19 protein-coding genes and 1 tRNA gene are annotated in these 16799 nt (G+C 70.5%); 12 read left to right on the top strand and 8 right to left on the bottom strand.

Annotated features, from left to right (window positions below; translation table 11 throughout):
• Window positions 1–10: 10 nt before the first annotated feature.
• From VPH46_RS03575 to nudC, 3 genes are read left to right on the top strand one after another with little or no spacing between them, the layout of a single operon-like run.
• Complete coding sequence (locus VPH46_RS03575) at window positions 11–1054, top strand: A/G-specific adenine glycosylase (RefSeq protein WP_416608950.1); 1044 nt, start codon at window positions 11–13, stop codon at window positions 1052–1054.
• Complete coding sequence (locus tag VPH46_RS03570; protein WP_416608947.1) at window positions 1051–2346, top strand: serine hydrolase domain-containing protein; 1296 nt, start codon at window positions 1051–1053, stop codon at window positions 2344–2346. The genes VPH46_RS03575 and VPH46_RS03570 overlap by 4 nt, the downstream gene beginning before the upstream one ends.
• Window positions 2343–3212: an NAD(+) diphosphatase gene (gene nudC, locus VPH46_RS03565; protein ID WP_416608945.1), complete on the top strand. Its 870-nt coding sequence runs from the start codon at window positions 2343–2345 to the stop codon at window positions 3210–3212. The genes VPH46_RS03570 and nudC overlap by 4 nt, the downstream gene beginning before the upstream one ends.
• Window positions 3213–3216: 4 nt before the next feature.
• Here nudC and VPH46_RS03560 read toward each other — a convergent pair whose 3' ends face one another.
• A complete protein-coding gene (locus tag VPH46_RS03560; protein WP_416608943.1) occupies window positions 3217–4107 on the bottom strand; it encodes a prephenate dehydratase in 891 nt (296 codons plus the stop codon).
• Between the two features lie 115 nt (window positions 4108–4222).
• Between VPH46_RS03560 and VPH46_RS03555 the strand changes: the two genes are divergently transcribed.
• Window positions 4223–4894: a c-type cytochrome gene (locus tag VPH46_RS03555; RefSeq protein ID WP_416608941.1), complete on the top strand. Its 672-nt coding sequence runs from the start codon at window positions 4223–4225 to the stop codon at window positions 4892–4894.
• A gap of 30 nt (window positions 4895–4924) precedes the next feature.
• Here VPH46_RS03555 and VPH46_RS03550 read toward each other — a convergent pair whose 3' ends face one another.
• From VPH46_RS03550 to tsaD, 3 genes are read right to left on the bottom strand one after another with little or no spacing between them, the layout of a single operon-like run.
• On the bottom strand, window positions 4925–5338 hold the full coding sequence (locus VPH46_RS03550; RefSeq protein ID WP_416608939.1) for a VOC family protein: 414 nt from the start codon (window positions 5336–5338) through the stop codon (window positions 4925–4927).
• 13 nt (window positions 5339–5351) lie between these two features.
• Window positions 5352–6332 (bottom strand): NAD(P)H-dependent glycerol-3-phosphate dehydrogenase, encoded by a 981-nt coding sequence (locus VPH46_RS03545; RefSeq protein ID WP_416608937.1) that lies wholly within the window; start codon window positions 6330–6332, stop codon window positions 5352–5354.
• Entirely contained in the window at window positions 6329–7369 is a 1041-nt protein-coding gene (tsaD, locus tag VPH46_RS03540) for a tRNA (adenosine(37)-N6)-threonylcarbamoyltransferase complex transferase subunit TsaD (RefSeq protein ID WP_416608935.1), read from the bottom strand. Before tsaD ends, VPH46_RS03545 begins: the two co-directional genes overlap by 4 nt.
• Window positions 7370–7450: 81 nt before the next feature.
• Here tsaD and hemC point away from each other — a divergent pair, with 81 nt between their 5' ends.
• The 4 genes from hemC to VPH46_RS03520 are packed head-to-tail and all read left to right on the top strand — an operon-like array spanning window position 7451 to window position 11238.
• Window positions 7451–8377, top strand: coding sequence for a hydroxymethylbilane synthase (gene hemC / locus VPH46_RS03535; RefSeq protein ID WP_416608933.1), 927 nt, complete (start codon window positions 7451–7453; stop codon window positions 8375–8377).
• Window positions 8374–9048: a uroporphyrinogen-III synthase gene (locus VPH46_RS03530; protein ID WP_416608931.1), complete on the top strand. Its 675-nt coding sequence runs from the start codon at window positions 8374–8376 to the stop codon at window positions 9046–9048. Before hemC ends, VPH46_RS03530 begins: the two co-directional genes overlap by 4 nt.
• Window positions 9049–9079: 31 nt before the next feature.
• Window positions 9080–10039, top strand: a complete 960-nt coding sequence (locus VPH46_RS03525) for a hypothetical protein (protein WP_416608929.1) — start codon at window positions 9080–9082, stop codon at window positions 10037–10039.
• Window positions 10040–10053: 14 nt separating this feature from the next.
• A complete protein-coding gene (locus VPH46_RS03520; protein ID WP_416608927.1) occupies window positions 10054–11238 on the top strand; it encodes an acyl-CoA dehydrogenase in 1185 nt (394 codons plus the stop codon).
• A 323-nt stretch (window positions 11239–11561) separates the two neighbouring features.
• Here VPH46_RS03520 and VPH46_RS03515 read toward each other — a convergent pair whose 3' ends face one another.
• The 3 genes from VPH46_RS03515 to VPH46_RS03505 form a co-directional block, all read right to left on the bottom strand.
• Entirely contained in the window at window positions 11562–12092 is a 531-nt protein-coding gene (locus VPH46_RS03515; protein ID WP_416608925.1) for a gamma carbonic anhydrase family protein, read from the bottom strand.
• 9 nt (window positions 12093–12101) lie between these two features.
• Window positions 12102–12905: a DUF72 domain-containing protein gene (locus VPH46_RS03510; protein WP_416608923.1), complete on the bottom strand. Its 804-nt coding sequence runs from the start codon at window positions 12903–12905 to the stop codon at window positions 12102–12104.
• A 193-nt stretch (window positions 12906–13098) separates the two neighbouring features.
• A tRNA-Gly gene (locus VPH46_RS03505) sits at window positions 13099–13173 on the bottom strand.
• 178 nt (window positions 13174–13351) lie between these two features.
• Here VPH46_RS03505 and VPH46_RS03500 point away from each other — a divergent pair.
• Genes VPH46_RS03500 through VPH46_RS03485 form a run of 4 tightly spaced genes read left to right on the top strand, consistent with a single transcriptional unit; the run spans window position 13352 to window position 15429 of the window.
• Window positions 13352–14254 carry a tetratricopeptide repeat protein gene (locus tag VPH46_RS03500; protein ID WP_416609275.1) on the top strand — a complete coding sequence of 301 codons (903 nt, stop codon included), beginning with the start codon at window positions 13352–13354 and terminating at the stop codon, window positions 14252–14254.
• 4 nt (window positions 14255–14258) lie between these two features.
• Window positions 14259–14867, top strand: coding sequence for an LON peptidase substrate-binding domain-containing protein (locus VPH46_RS03495; protein ID WP_132882952.1), 609 nt, complete (start codon window positions 14259–14261; stop codon window positions 14865–14867).
• A complete protein-coding gene (locus VPH46_RS03490; RefSeq protein WP_125960210.1) occupies window positions 14864–15043 on the top strand; it encodes a Trm112 family protein in 180 nt (59 codons plus the stop codon). Before VPH46_RS03495 ends, VPH46_RS03490 begins: the two co-directional genes overlap by 4 nt.
• Window positions 15040–15429 (top strand): hypothetical protein, encoded by a 390-nt coding sequence (locus VPH46_RS03485; protein WP_416608920.1) that lies wholly within the window; start codon window positions 15040–15042, stop codon window positions 15427–15429. Before VPH46_RS03490 ends, VPH46_RS03485 begins: the two co-directional genes overlap by 4 nt.
• 52 nt (window positions 15430–15481) lie before the next feature.
• On the opposite strand, the gene VPH46_RS03480 is transcribed toward VPH46_RS03485, so the two are convergent.
• Window positions 15482–16699 (bottom strand): UbiH/UbiF/VisC/COQ6 family ubiquinone biosynthesis hydroxylase, encoded by a 1218-nt coding sequence (locus tag VPH46_RS03480; RefSeq protein ID WP_239433972.1) that lies wholly within the window; start codon window positions 16697–16699, stop codon window positions 15482–15484.
• Window positions 16700–16799 lie beyond the last annotated feature (100 nt).

Raw genomic sequence — 16799 nt, 5'->3', positions numbered from 1 at the left:
TAGGCGCGGGGTGCCCGCCAACCTTTCTGCAATCGCTCCCGCCCTGCTCGACTGGTACGACGCCCATGCGCGCAGCCTACCGTGGCGTGCCCCGCCCGGCACCCCCGCGCCCGATCCGTATCGCGTCTGGCTGTCGGAGGTGATGCTCCAGCAGACCCAGGTCGCGACCGTGCGCCCGTATTTCGAGAAGTTCGTCGCCCGCTGGCCCGATTTCGCAAGCCTCGCCGCCGCCGAGGATGCCGAGCTGATGGCCGCCTGGGCGGGGCTCGGCTATTACGCCCGCGCCCGCAACCTGCTCGCCTGCGCCCGTGCCGTGGCGCGCGACCATGGCGGCGTGCTGCCGGACACCGAGGAGGGCCTGCGCGCACTCCCAGGCCTCGGCGCCTATACCGCAGCCGCCATCGCCGCGATCGCCTTCGGCCGGCGCGCGGTGGTGGTCGACGCCAATGTCGAGCGGGTGGTCGCGCGGCTGTTCGCCCTCCCCCAGCCGCTCCCCGCCGGGCGTCCCGCGATCCGCACGGCAACCAATTCGATCACGCCCGAAATGCGCGCCGGCGACTTCGCCCAGGCGATGATGGACCTCGGCTCCGGCATCTGCACCCCGCGCGCGCCACGCTGCCTGCTCTGCCCGTTGCGCACCCAGTGCGACGCCTTCGCCACCGGCGACCCCGAAGCCTTTCCGCTGAAGGCGCCAAAGCGCGAGAAGCCGCACCGCCACGGCACCATCTTCTGGCTCGAACACGAAGGCCAGGTGCTGCTCGTCCGCCGCCCGGCCAAGGGCCTGCTTGGGGGCATGCGCGCGCTGCCGACCGGCCCCTGGGCGGAGACGCCACCCGGCCTGGCCGAGGCACCGGTGGAAGCCGAGTGGCAGACGATGGGCGCCGTCGCCCATGGCTTCACCCACTTCCGCCTGAGCTGCACGGTTGCGGCAGCCACGCTGCCGGCCCACATGCCCGTACCGGACGGCGAATGGTGGCCGATCGACTCGCTCGACGAAGCAGGCATGCCGACGGTGTTCGTCCGCGCACAGCGGCTGATGGAGGGATTGCGATGACGGCACGGACGTGGATGGCAGGCATCGCGGCGCTGGCGCTGGTCGCCCCGCCGATCGCAACCGCGCAGGTCGCCCCCACCCGCCAGCCCTCCGCCCCGGCACTCCCGAGCGTCGAATCGGTCGCCGACCGCTATGTCGCCGCCGGCCGCGCGCCCGGCATCGCCGTCGCGATCGGCGGTCCGGGCGACACCCGCTTCGTTGCCAGGGGAAGCCTTTCGGACGGCGGCGCCGCCGTCACCCCCGATTCGCTGTGGCGCGTCTATTCGATGACCAAGCCGATCACGGCGATGGCGGCGATGATGCTGATCGAGGACGGCAAGATGCGGCTCGACCAGCCGGTGTCGGATTTCCTTCCCGCCTTCGCCAAGATGCGCGTGCTGACCGATCCGGAGCGCAGCCTCGCCAGCCGCCCCGCCGCGCGCCCGATCACCATCCGCCACCTGCTCACCCACACGGCGGGCCTGGGCTATTCCATCGTCACCAAGGGGCCGCTGCTCCACGAATATGAGCGGCTCGGCATCGTCCCCGCCGCGATCAATGCCAAGGTCGAGACCGAGATGCTGCGCGTGCGGCCGAAGTCGCTCGCCGAATTCGCCGATCGCCTCGCCACCCTGCCGCTGATCGCCGATCCGGGCAGCACATGGAGCTATTCGGTCAGCCTCGACCTAATGGGCCGCGTCATCGAAGTCGCGAGCGGCATGTCGTTCGAACGCTTCCTTGAGACGCGCATGTTCGGCCCGCTCGGCATGACCTCCACCTACTGGCAGGTGCCCGCCGACCAGGCTGGAAGGCTCGCGACCAACTATGTCTTCGTCGGCGATCGCGCAGTGCCGCTTGATCCGGCAGCGACCTCGATCTTCCTGAACGCGCCGAGCTTCCCCTATGGCGGCGCCGGCCTCGTCTCGTCGGCGCGCGACTATGATCGCTTCCTGCACATGCTCCAGAACCGCGGCACGCTGGACGGCAAGCGCGTGATGAAGCCGGAGACGGTCGCGCTCGCCATGTCGAACCTGCTCCCGTCCGGCGTCTCCTTCGGCGGCGTCGACGCGAGCACCGGCGGCACCAATGCACCCAAGATGGGCTTCGGAGCCGGCGGCTCGGTGTATCTGGAGGACGTGCCCGGCGGCCTCGGCAAGGGCACCTATGGCTGGGGCGGTGCCGCCGGCACGATCGCCTTCGTCGATCCCGCCCGCCAGCTTCGGGGGACGGTGATGGTCAACTATTTCCCCGCCGATCGCTGGCCGCTGCGTGCCGATCTGACGCGCGCGCTGCTCACGGACCTCCAGCGATGATCGGCTTCACCGGCGGCACCCTCGACCGCGCCGATCGCGAGCGCGACGATCCGGAGGCGCTCGCCGCCGCGCTTGCCGATCCGCGCGCCCAGCTGCTGCGCCTGCGCGCCCTCGAACCGGAAGTGGACGCCGACGGCCGCATGGTCTGGGACGCGCTCGGCACGCTTCCGGCCGACGTGACGCCGCTGTTCCTGGGCTATGACGCGGGCGTCCCGCGCTTCGTCGCTGCCCTCGATGCGGAAGGATCTCCGGTCAGCCGCTCGCCGAACCTGATGGGGGTGCTCGCCGCCATGCCGGCAGCCGACGCGGCCACCTATGCGGCCGCGCGCAGCCTCGTCGACTGGCACCGCCGCCACCGTTTCTGCGCCAATTGCGGCAGCCAGACCGAGCTGTTCCGCGCCGGCTGGGCGCGCCGCTGCCCGGCCTGTGCTGCGCAGCATTTCCCGCGCACCGACCCGGTCGTCATCATGCTGGCCGAACACGACGGCCGCGTCCTGCTCGGCCGCCAGGCCGCCTGGGCACCCGGCCGCTATTCCGCGCTCGCCGGCTTCGTGGAGGTGGGCGAATCGCTGGAAGAAGCCGTCCGCCGCGAAGTGATGGAGGAAGCGGGCGTGCCGGTGGGTGCCGTCCGCTACGCCGCCAGCCAGCCCTGGCCCTTCCCCTCGCAGCTGATGCTCGCCTGCATCGGCGAAGCGCTCGACGACCGCATCACGCTCGACACAAACGAGCTGGAGGACGCCTTCTGGGCGACCCGCGACGAGGTCGCCGATGCGCTCGCCCGGGCCGAAGGCGCTCGATTCGACGCCCCGCCGGACTATGCCATCGCCTACAGCCTGCTCGCCCATTGGCTGGACGCGCAGGGCTAGTCAGTCAGCCGCGCTCGCGGGCGCGAGGATAGCTGCCGAGCAGCCGCACCCATTTGCTGTGATAGCGCAGTTCGTCGAGCGCACGGTCGACCGCGACGTCGCCCGGCTGCCCCTCGATGTCGGCGAAGAACTCCGACGCGGTGAAGCTCGCGTCGCGCTGATAGCTCTCCAGCTTGGTCATGTTGACGCCGTTGGTCGCAAAGCCGCCCAGCGCCTTGAACAGTGCCGCCGGCACGTTCTTCACCTCGAACACCAGGCTGGTCATCGCCGGCCCCTCCACCCGCCCGCCGTTGGCCTCGCGCGCCAGGATCACGAATCGGGTCGTATTGTGCGCAGCATCGGCGATGTCGCTGGCGAGCACGTTGAGCCCGTAGAGCTCGGCCGCCCCCGGCGGCGCCAGCGCGGCCAGGCTCGGATCCCCGGTCTCCGCCACCAGCGCCGCCGCACCGGCCGTGTCGGCATAGGCGACCGGCGCGATCCCGCGCTCGGCCAGCCAGCGGCGGCACTGTCCCAGCGCCTGCTCGTGGCTGGTCGCCTGGGTCACCTGATCCAGCCGGCCCAACCCCATCAGCGTGTGACGGATCGGCAGGAAATGCTCGCCCACGATCACCAGGCCCGATTCGGGCAGCAGGAAATGCATGTCGGCGACACGACCGTGCAGCGAATTCTCGATCGGGATGATGCCGCATCCGGCCGCCCCGCTCAGCACCGCCTCCACCGCATCGGCAAAGCTGAAGCACGGCAGCGGCAGCCCGTCCGGCAGCGCTTGGTTGGCGGCGACATGGGAGTTCGCGCCCGGTGCGCCCTGATAGGCGACGGCACGTTCGGGGGCTGCGCGCGCCGCTTCGGTCATGCGCGCGACCAGGGCCCGCGCCGGTGCGGCATAGCTCTGCATGGGGGCAGGCGATTAGTTGCGCGATGTCAACGACGCAAGGCCTGCTTGCGACGCAAGGGCAGACCGACGTAAAGCGTAACAATCTTCCCTTGTTTAGCGAGAAATCGGCGGCGGCATGGACAATCGGATGAACACGATCGCTGGCTGGACTTTGGCTGGTCTGGCCGCTGCTTTGGGCCTGACCGTCGCCAGCGGCATGATTTTCGAAGGCGGACGCCCCGAAAAGATGGGCTATCCAATCGAGGGGGTGGAAGGCGAAGGCGCCGGTGGCGCTTCGGCGGTCCCGTTCGCGACGCTGCTCGCCTCGGCCGATCCGGCCAAGGGCGCCGAGGTGTTCAAGAAGTGCACCGCCTGCCACACCGTCAACCAAGGTGGCGCGAACGGCATCGGCCCGAACCTCTACGGTGTCATCGGCAAGCCGCACGGCCACCTGCCGAACTTCGCCTATTCCGACGCGCTGAAGTCGGTTCCGGGCAACTGGGACTTCGACGCAATGGACGCCTGGCTGACCTCGCCGCGTAAATACGCGCCGGGCACCAAGATGACCTTTGCGGGCCTCGGCAATGCCGAGGATCGCGCAAACGTCGTCGCCTATCTCAATTCCCAGGGCTCGAACCTGCCGCTTCCGGCCGCACCCGCCGCAGGCGAGGCTCCGGCCACCCAGGCCGAGGACAATGTGGCCGAGGGTGCGCCGACCGCCGACCTCGAGAATGCCGCCACCCCGGCGTCGGGTGCGCCGTCGGTGGATCCGGCTGCCGCCGTCCAGGCTGCCAAGAAGGGCGACTGATCCCGGGCTCCGGCGCGTGGCCGGAGCCGGTCAGTAGTTGGGCCAGAGACCCGGCGTGGCGAGTTCCAGGACATGCCCGTCGGGGTCCTCGAAGTAGAGGCTGCGCCCGCCGCGCGGCCACACCACTTCGCTGCGCAGCGCCACATCCTGCGCCGCCAGGTGCGCCCGCCACACATCTTCGCTGCCGGCGGGAATCGCGAACGCCATGTGCACCGGGCCGCTCCCGTCATGGCCCGGGACCACGCCGCCGGCACCCGGCATGTCCTCCGTAGATGCGCCTGCCAGGAACAGCAGCAGCACGCCCGAGCGGCCGGCATCGAACGCCGTCAATCGCTCGCCCGTGAGCATCGGCCGCAATCCCAGTACCTCACGAAAGAAGTCGGCCGCACGCGCCATGTCGGCGACGTAGAGCGCGGTTTCGAGCAGGCCGGAGATGGGCGGCACCTCCGGCACCGCGTCAGAAGCCTTCTTCGCGCAGCGGACGGTTCAGCAGCGCCTCGACTACCCGGCCCACGTCCGCCCCGTCCAGCAACTGGCACACGGCTTCGGTGACCGGCATGTCCACGCCGGCGGCGGCCGCCGCTTGCGCCAGCACCGGCGCGGTATGCGCGCCCTCGGCCACCGTCCGGCGATCGGAAAGCAGCTCCTCCGCGGGGCGCCCCTGCCCCAGCCCCACGCCCAGCGAGAAGTTGCGCGAGCTCGTCGAGGAGCAGGTCAGCACCAGGTCACCCAGCCCCGACAGCCCCGACAGCGTCTCGGCTCGTGCGCCGCGCGCCAAGCCGAAGCGCGTCATCTCCGCAAAGCCGCGCGCGATCACCGCCGCCCGCGCATTCTGCCCGAGCCCTGCGCCCTCGACCACGCCGCACGCGATCGCCAGCACGTTCTTGACCGCGCCGCCCACCTCCGCGCCGACTACATCGGTCGAGACATAGGGGCGCAGCGTCGGCTGGGCGATGGTTGCCGCCAAGTGGTGGGCAAGGGCGGCATCCTCGGCCGCCAGCGTCACCGCCGTCGGCAGCCCGGCCGCGACCTCGTGCGCAAAGGTCGGCCCAGACAGCACCGCCACCGGAGACCCATCGACGGCCTCGCCCGCCACTTCGTGCAGGAACTTGAGGGTTCCCGCCTCGATCCCCTTGGAGCACAGGATCAGCGGCTGACCGTGGCGCGGCAAGTCGGCGAGCACCGCGCGCATATGCTGCGCGGGCGTCACCACCAGCACCGCCTCCGCCTCCGCGGCCCAGGTGATGTCCCCGGTCGCCTCGATGCGGTCGGACAGGGTACTGCCGGGGAGGAACAGCGGGTTCTCGTGGGTCCCGTTGATCGCCTCCACCACCTCCGGCTCGCGCACCCACAGCCGCACATCGTGGCCGCCGCTCGCCAGCACCTGCGCCAGCGCCGTGCCCCAGGCACCGCCGCCAAGAACTCCCAGCACGCTCATGCCTTCACCCCCGCCCCGCGCACGCGTTCCCCCTCCGGATCCAGCGGCCAACGCGCCCGTGCCGGCACGTCGAGCGGATCGGTGAGCCCCGCTTCGAAGCGCTCGGCACCGGCCCAGGCGATCATCGCGGCATTGTCGGTGCACAGCCACAAGGGCGGCGCCACGAAGCGCAGGCCTTGCTCGGCCGCGACCTGCTCCAGCGCACCCCGCACCGCGCGATTGGCGGCGACGCCGCCGGCAACCACCAGCGCGGTCGGCGGGGCGATCCGTCCCAGCGCGCGCCGGGTCCGATCGACCAGGCAGTCGACCACCGCCTGCTGGAACGAGGCGGCGATGTCCGGCGTCGCATGGATGCCGGCATCGCGAGCCCGCAGCACCGCGCTCTTCAACCCCGCGAACGAGAAATGCGGCTCGCCCGATCCCACCAGCGGCCGCGGCAGCGGCACCGCACGGGGATCGCCGTCGGCCGCCGCCCGTTCCACCGCCGGCCCGCCGGGGAAGCCCAGCCCGAGCAGCTTGGCGGTCTTATCGAACGCCTCGCCCGCGGCATCGTCGATGGTCGTCGCCAGCCGGCGATAGGCGCCGACGCCCTCCACCAGCAGCAGCTGGCAATGGCCGCCCGACACCAGCAGCAGCAGATAGGGAAACTGGAGATCCGGATCGGCGAGCCTGGGGCTCAGCGCATGCCCCTCCAGATGATTGACCGCGACCAGCGGCTTGCCCGCCGACAGCGCCAGCGCCTTTCCAGTCACCAGCCCCACCATGACCCCGCCGATCAACCCCGGCCCTGCGGTCGCGGCGATCGCGTCGACGTCGGCAAGCGTCACGCCCGCCTCGGCCAGCGCCGCTTCGACCAGCGGTCCCAGCACCTCGACGTGCGCGCGCGCGGCGATCTCCGGCACGACCCCGCCGAAGGGGGCGTGATGCGCCTCCTGGCCGGCAAGCTTGTGCGACAAAATGGTGCGGTCGCCGCGAACCAGCGCGGCAGCGGTCTCGTCGCAGCTCGATTCGAGCCCGAGGATCAGGGGGGCGGACATGGCCCCGCTTCTATCCGCTCAGAGGTGGCTTGTCGAAGGGGCGGCTTGTCGAAGCGCGGCCGCTTGCCTACGCCAACCTCCATGGACACCGCTCCCCTCTTCCGTCTCGGAACGCGCGGATCGCCGCTGGCGATGGCGCAGGCGCACATGACCCGCGACGCGCTCGCCTCCGCCCATGGCTGGTCGCCCGAGCAGATCGCGATCGTTCCCATCCGCACCACCGGCGATCGCGTGCAGGACCGTGCGCTTGCCGAGATCGGCGGCAAGGCGCTGTGGACCAAGGAGCTCGACCGCGCGCTGCTGGAAGAGGAGATCGACGCCGCCGTCCATTCGATGAAGGACGTCGAGACGATCCGCCCGACCCGCATCGCCATCGCCGCGATGCTGCCCCGCGCCGATGTCCGCGACCGCATCCTCGGCGTCGCCGCGCTCGCGGACCTGCCGCAGGGGGCCGTCGTCGGCACCAGCTCGCCACGCCGTGCCGCCCAGGTGCTCCGCCATCGCCCCGACGCAAAGATCGTGCTGTTCCGCGGCAACGTCGAGACCCGCCTCGCCAAGCTCGCCGCGGGGGAAGTGGACGCGACGCTGCTCGCCTCAGCCGGACTGGTTCGGCTCGGCCGCGAAGACGTGGGCACCCCGGTGCCGCTCGACGTGATGCTTCCCGCCCCGTCGCAGGGCGCCGTCGGCATCGAGGTGCGGGCCGAGGATGCCCGCGCCCGCGAACTCGTCGGTGCCATCAGCCACGCCGATACCCGCGCGGCGGTGTCGGCCGAACGCGCGCTGCTGGAGGCGCTCGGCGCCGACTGCCACTCCCCCGTCGCGGCACTCGCCACGATCGAGGGCAACCGCCTGACGCTGCGCGCGGAACTCTATGCGCAGGACGGCAGCGCCCACGTGACCGGATCGACGGAAGGCTCGGTCGGCGACGTCGGGCTGGCACCGGCCCTTGCGCAAGACCTGCTCGCCCGCGCACCCGACAGCGTGCGGCGGCTGTTCGCCGGCGAATGAGCCGCCCCCTCGCGGTGCTGCGCCCGGAACCCGGCGCATCGGCCACCGTTGAGCGGATCACGGCTGCGGGCTACCAGCCACTGCGCACGCCATTGTTTCACGTGGAGCAACGGGGATGGCCGCTGGTTGCCGCATCGGACCACGACGCGCTCGTCCTGACCAGCGCGAACACGGTTCGGCACGCGGGGCCTCAGCTCGCCGAGTTGGCCATGCTCCCGGTCTGGGCCGTGGGAGAAGCGACCGCCCGGGCTGCCGCAGGCATCGGCTTGAGCGTCGTTCGGGTCGGGACGGAGGGGGCCAAGACGCTCCTCGACACTGCCTGGGCGGCAGGCGTCCGTCGCGCCCTGTGGCTGGGCGGCGAGTCTCTCCGCCTCTCGGAGCATCCCGCCGTCTCCCGCACGATCGCGGTCTATGCCAGCACGCCGCTGGCCCCGTCATTGGACGCCGTTCGCCGCCTCGCCGGCAGCGTCGCCCTGGTCCACTCCCCTCGCGCCGCCGAGCGGCTCCGGCATGTGCTTGCCGAAGCCGGAGTGGCCCTCTCCACCCTGCGGCTCGTCGCCATCAGCCCCGCGGCTGCCGAGGCGGCCGGAGACGGCTGGGACGCGGTCGCCGTCGCGTCGGTTCCCACCGATCCGGCGCTGGTTACGGCTGCAATCCGCCTCGCCGATTGACCGCGCGCACCGCCGCGAGGATAAGGACGGCATGACGATGGAAACGGCGTCCTCCGCCACGGGGGCTCCCCGCAAGCCGCGCGGGAACACCATGCTGTGGGTCGCGATCCTCGCCTTTGTGCTCGGACTGGCGGCCATGGCCGGCCTGGTCCACCGCTTCGGCGCCTGGATCGGCCTTGGTCCCGCGGCCACCCCACCCGTGGTCCAGAGCACACCGCTGCCTGCCACCCCGCAGAACGCCGCCCCGCCGGCGCAGCGCCCGGCCGACATCGCCACGCTGTCGCAGCGTGAGCAGGTGCTCGCCGCGCACATCGCGGAGCTCGAGGCGCGGCTCGCCAATGTCGACACCAGCTCACGGGTCGCCTCGGGCTTCGCGACCCGCGCCGAAGGGCTGCTGGTCGCCTTTGCCGCCCGCCGCGCGCTCGATCGCGGTCTGGCGCTCGGCTATATCGAGGACCAGCTGCGCCAGCGTTTCGCCGCGGCCGAGCCGCAGGCGGTGGCGACCGTCATCGCCGCCGCGCGCCAGCCGGTGACGCTGGAAGACCTCCGCCTCGCGCTCGACACGATCGCGCCCAAGCTTTCGGGCGGCGGTCCGGACGAAAGCTGGTGGCAGGGCATCCGCCGCGAACTGTCGCAGCTGATCATCATCCGCCAGGATGCAAGCCCCAGCATGCTGCCGGCCGACCGCCTCGCCCGTGCGCGCCGCCGACTGGACGCAGCCCAGGTGGAAGGCGCGCTGGCGGAAATCGCGCGCATGCCCGGTGCCGCCAATGCGCAAAGCTGGATGGACGCGGCCCGCCGCTACATCGCCGCGCGCCAGGCGCTGAATGCGATCGAGACGGTGGCGATCCAGGGCGGCGGCACCCTCTCCGTCCCGCCGGCGCCGCTTCCGGTGCCGCCCGCCACCCAGCCAGCAGCGGACGAAGCGGCGCCGGCCGCTTCCGATCCCGTCCAGGACGACGAAGCCGGCTTGAACCAGACCGGCGCCTGAAGAAGGAAGCGGCAATGGCCGACATGGGCCGGTTCGACTGGGCAGACCCGTTCGGCCTCGACGCGGAGCTGACCGACGAGGAACGCCTCGTCCGCGACACCGCCCAGGGCTATGCCCAGGAAAAGCTGCTGCCGCGGGTCACCCAGGCCTATCTGAACGAAGAGTTCGACCGCGACATCCTGCACGAGATGGGGGCTCTGGGCCTGCTCGGCGTGACCATTCCGGCCGAATATGGCGGCGCCGGCCTCGGCTATGTCTCCTACGGCCTGGTCGCGCGCGCGGTGGAGGCGGTGGACTCCGGCTACCGCTCGGCAATGAGCGTGCAGTCCAGCCTCGTGATGCACCCGATCCACGCCTATGGCTCGGAAGCGCAGCGGCGGAAATACCTCCCGAACCTCGCCAGCGGTGAATGGGTCGGCTGCTTCGGCCTGACCGAGCCCGATGCCGGCTCAGATCCCGGTGGCATGCGCACCCGCGCAGAGGCGATCGACGGCGGCTATCGCCTGTCGGGCACCAAGACCTGGATCACCAACGCGCCGATCGCGGACGTGTTCGTGATCTGGGCGAAGTCCGATGCGCACGGCGGCAAGATCCGCGGCTTCCTGCTCGACAAGGGGCTCGAGGGCCTGTCCGCGCCCAGGATCGAGGGGAAGCTGTCGCTGCGCGCCTCCGCCACCGGTGAGGTCGTCATGGACGGTGTCGAAGTCGGCGAGGACGCGCTGCTCCCCGACGTCGAGGGGCTGAAGGGCCCCTTCGGCTGCCTCAACCGCGCCCGCTACGGGATCGGCTGGGGCGCGATGGGCGCGGCCGAGGCCTGTTTCCACGCGGCGCGCACCTATACGCTCGATCGCCACCAGTTCGGCGTGCCCCTCGCCTCCAAGCAGCTGGTCCAGATCAAGCTCGCCGACATGGAGACGGAGATCGCGCTCGGCCTTCAGGCGGCGCTCCGCTGCGGCCGCATGTTCGATGACGGCACCCTCGCGCCCGAGGCGATCTCGCTGCTCAAGCGCAACAACTGCGGCAAGGCGCTGGCGATCGCCCGGGTCGCCCGCGACATGCACGGCGGCAACGGCATCTCCGCCGAATTCCACGTGCTGCGCCACGCGATCAACCTGGAGACCGTGAACACCTATGAAGGCACGCACGACGTCCACGGCCTGATCCTGGGCCGCGCGATCACGGGGATCGCGGCGTTCTAGGCCGTCCGGCGATTACCACGATCGCCCATTCCGTTCCCCAATCCCGTTCATCTCGAGTAGGGATCGAGCTTGTCGAGAGCCCGTATCGAGAGAACCGCGAGCGCTGACCTCTCGATACGCCATCTCGACAAGCTCGATGGCTACTCGAGGCGAACGGTAAGAGGGGAAGATCGAGAGGCCCACCCCGACTGTTGATCCGTCACCCCGTTCCACCCTGTCCTACTCGGCTCCGCGCTGGCACACCGAGTCGCGTGGTCAGGAAAGGACAGGACAAAGATGCGTTCGAGCCTCAACTTCCTCAACTTCGTCCCAACCTGGCACGCTCAGTCGATTCGCGTCAGCCCCTGTGCGTATCGCCGCTGGCGCTCCGCATAGCCGTCCGCGGAGCGGCGCAGGCCGGCGATCGCCGCCTCGTCCAGGCTCCTTACCGCCCGCGCGGGGCTGCCCACGATCAGGCTGCCCGGCGGGAAGACCTTGTCTTCGGTCACCAGCGCCCCCGCCCCCACCAGCGATCCGGCTCCGATGACCGCGCGATTGAGCACGATCGCCCCCATGCCGATCAGCACATCGTCCTCGATCGTACAGCCGTGAAGGATCGCATGATGGCCGATGGTCACCCCCGCCCCCACCGTCAGTGGGCTACCCGGATCGGAGTGCAGCATCGCCCCTTCCTGGATGTTGGTGCGGTTGCCGACCAGGATCGGCGTGTTGTCGGCGCGGATCACGGCACCGAACCACACCCCCACCTCGCGCCCGAGCCGGGCATCGCCGATCACGTCGGCCGAGGGCGCGACCCAGCTCGATCCGTCCTCGGGCAGCTGCGGCGCCAGCCCGTCGATTGCGTAGAGCGGCATGCGTCCCCCTCAGCCCAGCCGCGCGATCAGTGCCTGTGCGGCCGCGGGCGCACGCACCTTGGCGCCATTGATGCAGAAGACGAACGTCTCCCGCGGCTCTACCGGCGGCGGCGCGGCGTCGACATAAGGCAGCCCCTCGGGCACGCCGCCCGTAGCCCAGGTCCGGGCGGCCGTGGCCCAGCGGTCGAGCGCTGCGGGCGCATAGCCCTCCGGCTCCGCCTCCTCCGCCGCTTCCAGCCGTGCGTAGACGAAGTCTGCCGTGACATCGGCGATCGCGGGATAGCTCGCCGAATCGGCAAACACGATCGCCACATGCGCATCGCGCGCCATCGCGACGAACTCCGGTACGGCAAAGCTTGCATGACGCACCTGCACCGCATGCCGCAGCGCCACGCCCTCGTGCTTCTCGGGCAGCAGCCGCAGGAAGGCGGCAAAATCCTCTGCATCGAACTGCTTGGTGGCCATGAACTGCCACAGGATCGGCCCGAGCTTGTCCCCGAGTTCGAGTATTCCCTGGTTCAGGAACCGCTGGATCGATTCGCCCGCTTCCGCCAGCACTTTGCGATTCGTGACATAGCGCGATCCCTTGACCGCGAAGACGAAGCCATCGGGTGCCGTCTCGGCCCAGTTGGCGAAGCTCGCGGGTTTCTGGCTGCCATGATAGGTCGCGTTGATCTCGATCGCGGTCAGCGCGCGCGACGCGAACTCCAGCTCGCGCTTCTGCGCCAGCCCCTCCGGATAGAAGGTGCCGCGCCACGGCGGAAAGCTCCATCCGCCGATCCCGACCCGCACCGGGGCGCTGCTGTTCGTCATGCCGCTCTCCTGCACCGCTGGAATGCGGAGCTAGGACGCGGCAAGAGGACGGCGCAAGCCGATTGGCATCTGGAGATGTATGAAGAAGAGGAGTGCGCCGTGGCGAAGCCACGACGTCGGTCGCCGCTCGTGCGGCGCCGGCCGGTGTCGCCGATCATTTCATGATGTGGCGCCGCCACATCATGACGGCGACTGGAGCGGGCGAAGGGATTCGAACCCTCGACCCCAACCTTGGCAAGGTTGTGCTCTACCCCTGAGCTACGCCCGCTCTCTGGCGTTTCGCCGGTGTGCCCCGGCGAGGTGGGGCAACTAGCAGCGACTTTTGGACCCGACAACCCCCTTCTTGCACTTTTTCGAAAAGACTTGGCCTGCCGCATCCCAGCGCCCACATAGGCGACCGAAACTGACCGCAATCGCAACAGGAGCACGCCTTGGCCACGCTTGGACTGTCCGCCGCCGAGAAGGAGGCCGTGGAAGCCTTCCGCCGCGACGTCGTCGAACCGTCGATGACCAAGCTGGTGATCATCGATTTCTGGGCGGAATGGTGCGGGCCCTGCAAGGCGCTCGGCCCCGTGCTTGAGAAAGTCGCCGCCGCCTATGCCGACAAGGGCGTGGTGCTGGCCAAGATCGATACCGACAAGAACCAGTTTATCGCCTCGCAATTCCAGGTGCGGTCGATCCCCACCGTCTATGCGATGTTCCAGGGCCAGCTGGTCGCCGACCTGACCCAGGCCCGCACCGAGAGCCAGCTCAAGGGCATGCTCGACCAGATCCTGCGCCAGCTGCCGGTGGAACCCGGCGCCGCGGGCGAAGATGCCGGTGCCGATATCGAGCCCCTCGTCCAGATGGGCGAGGAGGTGCTTGCCGGCGGCGATGCCGAGCGCGCGCTGTCGATCTTCGACCAGGTTGCCGAGATCGCGCCCGAGCATGCCGGCGTCGCCATCGGCCGCGTCCGTGCGCTGATGGCGCTCGGCCGCAGCGAGGAGGCAGAGGCCGCGATCGCCGCCCTCCCTGCCGAGGCCGCGAAGAACCCCGAGGTCGAGCGCGCCCGTGCCGCCCTTGCGCTGGCGCGGGAAGCGCAGCCGGTGGACGATCTCGCCGGCCTCGCCGCCGAGGTGGCCGCCAATCCGGAGGACCTGGACGCGCGCTTCCGGCTCGCCGGCGGGCAGATGGCGGCAGGCGACCGCGATTCGGCCGCAGCCACGCTGCTGTCGATCATCGCTGCCGACCGCGAATGGAACGAGGGCGCTGCCCGCCAGCAGCTGTTGAAGCTCTTCGAAGCCGTCGGCCTGGAAGACCCGTGGGTATCGGCGCAGCGCCGCAAGCTCTCCGCCGTCCTGTTCGGCTGAGCGAATGGCGACCCGCGTCTCGATCTTCCCGCTTTCGGGCGCGCTGCTGTTTCCGGGCATGCACCTGCCGCTGCACATCTTTGAGCCGCGCTATCGGGCGATGGTGTCCGACGCCCTCGCCCGCGACCGGCGGATCGGCATGATCCAGCCGCGCGGGGACGGCGAGCGCCCGGCGTTGTTCGGCATGGGCTGCGTCGGCCAGATCATCGACGTGGAGGCGCTGCCCGACGGCCGCTTCGACATCGTGCTGGAAGGCCTTGCGCGCTTCCGCGTGCTCCAGGAGCTCGATGTGGCGACCCCGTTCCGTCAGGTCGAGGCGGAACTGCTTCCGAACCAGCCCAGCGGCACGCTCGCGATCGCAGAGCGCGCCTCGCTGGAGATGGAGTCTCGCCGCTTCGCCGAGGTGCAGGGCTATGCGGTCGATTGGGAATCGGTGTCGCGCCTCGACGACGAGACGCTGGTGAATGGCATCGCCCAGATCGCGCCGTTCGATCCCGCGTCCAAGCAGGCGCTGCTGGAAGCGGACACGCTGTCGGGACGCGCGGAACTGATCGTGCAGCTGATGCAGTTCTTCGGCCGGCACGGCGACGAAGAAGGCAGGACCCTGCAATGACCAAGACGCTCGATCCCTGGCTGCTCTCGATCCTGGTGTGCCCGGTGACGCGCACGCCGCTGCGCTGGGACGAGGATGCGCAGGAACTCATCTCGGAGGCGGCAGGGCTCGCCTATCCCGTCCGCGACGGCGTCCCCGTCATGCTGGTCGAGGAAGCCCGCCCGCTCGACGCATGAGCGACGCGGACCTGAGCGGCGTCTGGCTCGGCATCTTCAACTATCCCGAGGATCTGCCGGCCACCAGCTTCCGCGCGAGCCTCACGGACACGGGCGGTCGGCTCGGCGGCACCATCGAGGAGATCGACGCGGTGATCCTGGTCGGGCGCCATCTCACCTCCGCGCTCGACGGCACCCGCGATGGCCGGGCGGTGCGCTTCACCAAGTTCTACGCGCCCGTGAGCGAGGACTATGACGTCGTCGAATATCGCGGGACGGTGAACGCGGAAGGCGACGAGATCACCGGCAGCTGGCAGGTACCCGGCGCCTGGGGCGGAAGCTTCATCATGACTCGGCCGCAAGCGGCACCGGCACAGGCCGAGCAACGCGACGCGGCGGAACGGTAGCCGCTCCTTTGAACCAACCGTGCTCCTGCGCAAGCAGGAGCACGGAGTGCGCTTAGGCCAGCTCGCCCTGCAACAGCTTCGGCAGCTGCCCCGTCTCGCCGCGGGCCTCGGCCATGAAGCGCGCCTTGAGCGGCGGGATGCGATCGACCGCGGAGAGCCCGAACCGGCGCACCGCGCTCGCGGTCTTGCCGGGGATGCCGAACAGCCGCGTGAGCCCATCCGTCGCCGTCGCCACCGCCAGCGTGTCGAGCCCGCGCCAATGGCCATAGCGCTTGAGCAGGTGCGGATCGCCCAGGTCCATGCCCAGCCGCTTGCCCTCGACCAGCACCTCTACCAGCGCGGCCACGTCGCGCAGCCCCAGGTTGAGCCCCTGCCCCGCGATCGGGTGGATGCCGTGCGCCGCGTCTCCCACGAGCGCCAGCCGGTCGGCGGTGATCGTCGCGGCATGGTGGAAGCCGAGCGGATAGCTCGAGCGCGGCGACAGCGGCCCCAGATGCCCCAGGAACCCGCCCATCCGCTTGGATGCCTCGGCCAGCCAGCCGCGGTCCGACAGCTTGAGCAACCCCGGCGCGTCCTTGGCATCGACCGTCCAGACGATCGCCGAACGATGGCCGTTGGCGTCGTCGTTCATCGGCAGGATCGCGAACGGGCCCGCCGGATAGAAGATCTCGTAGGCGACGTTCTCGTGGCTGTGCTCGTGGTTGAGCGTCGCGATCATCGCGACATGGTCATAGCTCCAGCGCGCCGTCCGGATCCGCGCCGCCTCGCGCGTCGGGGAATTGCGCCCCTCGGCCGCAATCAGCAGCGGCGCGGTGAGCGTATCGCCCTTGTCGGTCACCACCGTCACCCCGTTGGGGCCGCGATCGACCGACACCGCACGCGTGCGCATCCGCAGGTCCACGCCCGGCGCGGCCTCGGCCGCTTCGAGCAGCGCGCGGCGGATCGCCTTGTTCTCGTACATGACGCCGAGCGGCGGCGCGTCGGCATCGGGCACGAAGTCGAGCGCGCCGGGTGCCAGGCCGTCGGTCGCGCGGATCGCGCGGATGGGGCAGCCCTTGCCCTCCAGCTGCTGCGCGATGCCCAGCGCCTCGAACATGCGATGGCTGGCGCTTGCGATCGCCGAGGCGCGGCCGTCGAAGCCGGGCGCGAGGATCACCGCCGGATCGGCGGGATCGATCACGATCGCGGTGAGGCCATGGGCGGCGAGTGCGACGGCGAGCGTGCTGCCCACCAGTCCGCCGCCGAGGATAAGGACGTCCGCTTGCTGCATGGCCGCCGGTGTAGTGCGGAAAGCCGCCCGCGCAAAGGGCCGGGCCGATCGCCGCCGCCTTGACGGCGGAGTCGGCGCGCGCGATGCATCTTGCCGGTTT

The organism is Sphingomonas sp. MJ1 (PH-R8), assembly GCF_048058635.1.
GTDB lineage: Bacteria > Pseudomonadota > Alphaproteobacteria > Sphingomonadales > Sphingomonadaceae > Sphingomonas.
Note: the sequence above shows the minus strand (reverse complement) of the source record. Positions and strands in the feature narration are given on the sequence as shown.

Bases quoted from the DNA above. Each gene is read 5' to 3' on its own strand.
- VPH46_RS03570 (WP_416608947.1), top strand. From the start codon at position 1,051: ATGACGGCACGGACGTGGATGGCAGGCATCGCGGCGCTGGCGCTGGTC.
- nudC (WP_416608945.1), top strand. From the start codon at position 2,343: ATGATCGGCTTCACCGGCGGCACCCTCGACCGCGCCGATCGCGAGCGC.
- VPH46_RS03560 (WP_416608943.1), bottom strand. From the start codon at position 4,107: ATGCAGAGCTATGCCGCACCGGCGCGGGCCCTGGTCGCGCGCATGACC.
- VPH46_RS03555 (WP_416608941.1), top strand. From the start codon at position 4,223: ATGGACAATCGGATGAACACGATCGCTGGCTGGACTTTGGCTGGTCTG.
- VPH46_RS03545 (WP_416608937.1), bottom strand. From the start codon at position 6,332: ATGAGCGTGCTGGGAGTTCTTGGCGGCGGTGCCTGGGGCACGGCGCTG.
- tsaD (WP_416608935.1), bottom strand. From the start codon at position 7,369: ATGTCCGCCCCCCTGATCCTCGGGCTCGAATCGAGCTGCGACGAGACC.
- hemC (WP_416608933.1), top strand. From the start codon at position 7,451: ATGGACACCGCTCCCCTCTTCCGTCTCGGAACGCGCGGATCGCCGCTG.
- VPH46_RS03530 (WP_416608931.1), top strand. From the start codon at position 8,374: ATGAGCCGCCCCCTCGCGGTGCTGCGCCCGGAACCCGGCGCATCGGCC.
- VPH46_RS03525 (WP_416608929.1), top strand. From the start codon at position 9,080: ATGACGATGGAAACGGCGTCCTCCGCCACGGGGGCTCCCCGCAAGCCG.
- VPH46_RS03520 (WP_416608927.1), top strand. From the start codon at position 10,054: ATGGCCGACATGGGCCGGTTCGACTGGGCAGACCCGTTCGGCCTCGAC.
- VPH46_RS03515 (WP_416608925.1), bottom strand. From the start codon at position 12,092: ATGCCGCTCTACGCAATCGACGGGCTGGCGCCGCAGCTGCCCGAGGAC.
- VPH46_RS03510 (WP_416608923.1), bottom strand. From the start codon at position 12,905: ATGACGAACAGCAGCGCCCCGGTGCGGGTCGGGATCGGCGGATGGAGC.
- VPH46_RS03495 (WP_132882952.1), top strand. From the start codon at position 14,259: ATGGCGACCCGCGTCTCGATCTTCCCGCTTTCGGGCGCGCTGCTGTTT.
- VPH46_RS03490 (WP_125960210.1), top strand. From the start codon at position 14,864: ATGACCAAGACGCTCGATCCCTGGCTGCTCTCGATCCTGGTGTGCCCG.
- VPH46_RS03485 (WP_416608920.1), top strand. From the start codon at position 15,040: ATGAGCGACGCGGACCTGAGCGGCGTCTGGCTCGGCATCTTCAACTAT.
- VPH46_RS03480 (WP_239433972.1), bottom strand. From the start codon at position 16,699: ATGCAGCAAGCGGACGTCCTTATCCTCGGCGGCGGACTGGTGGGCAGC.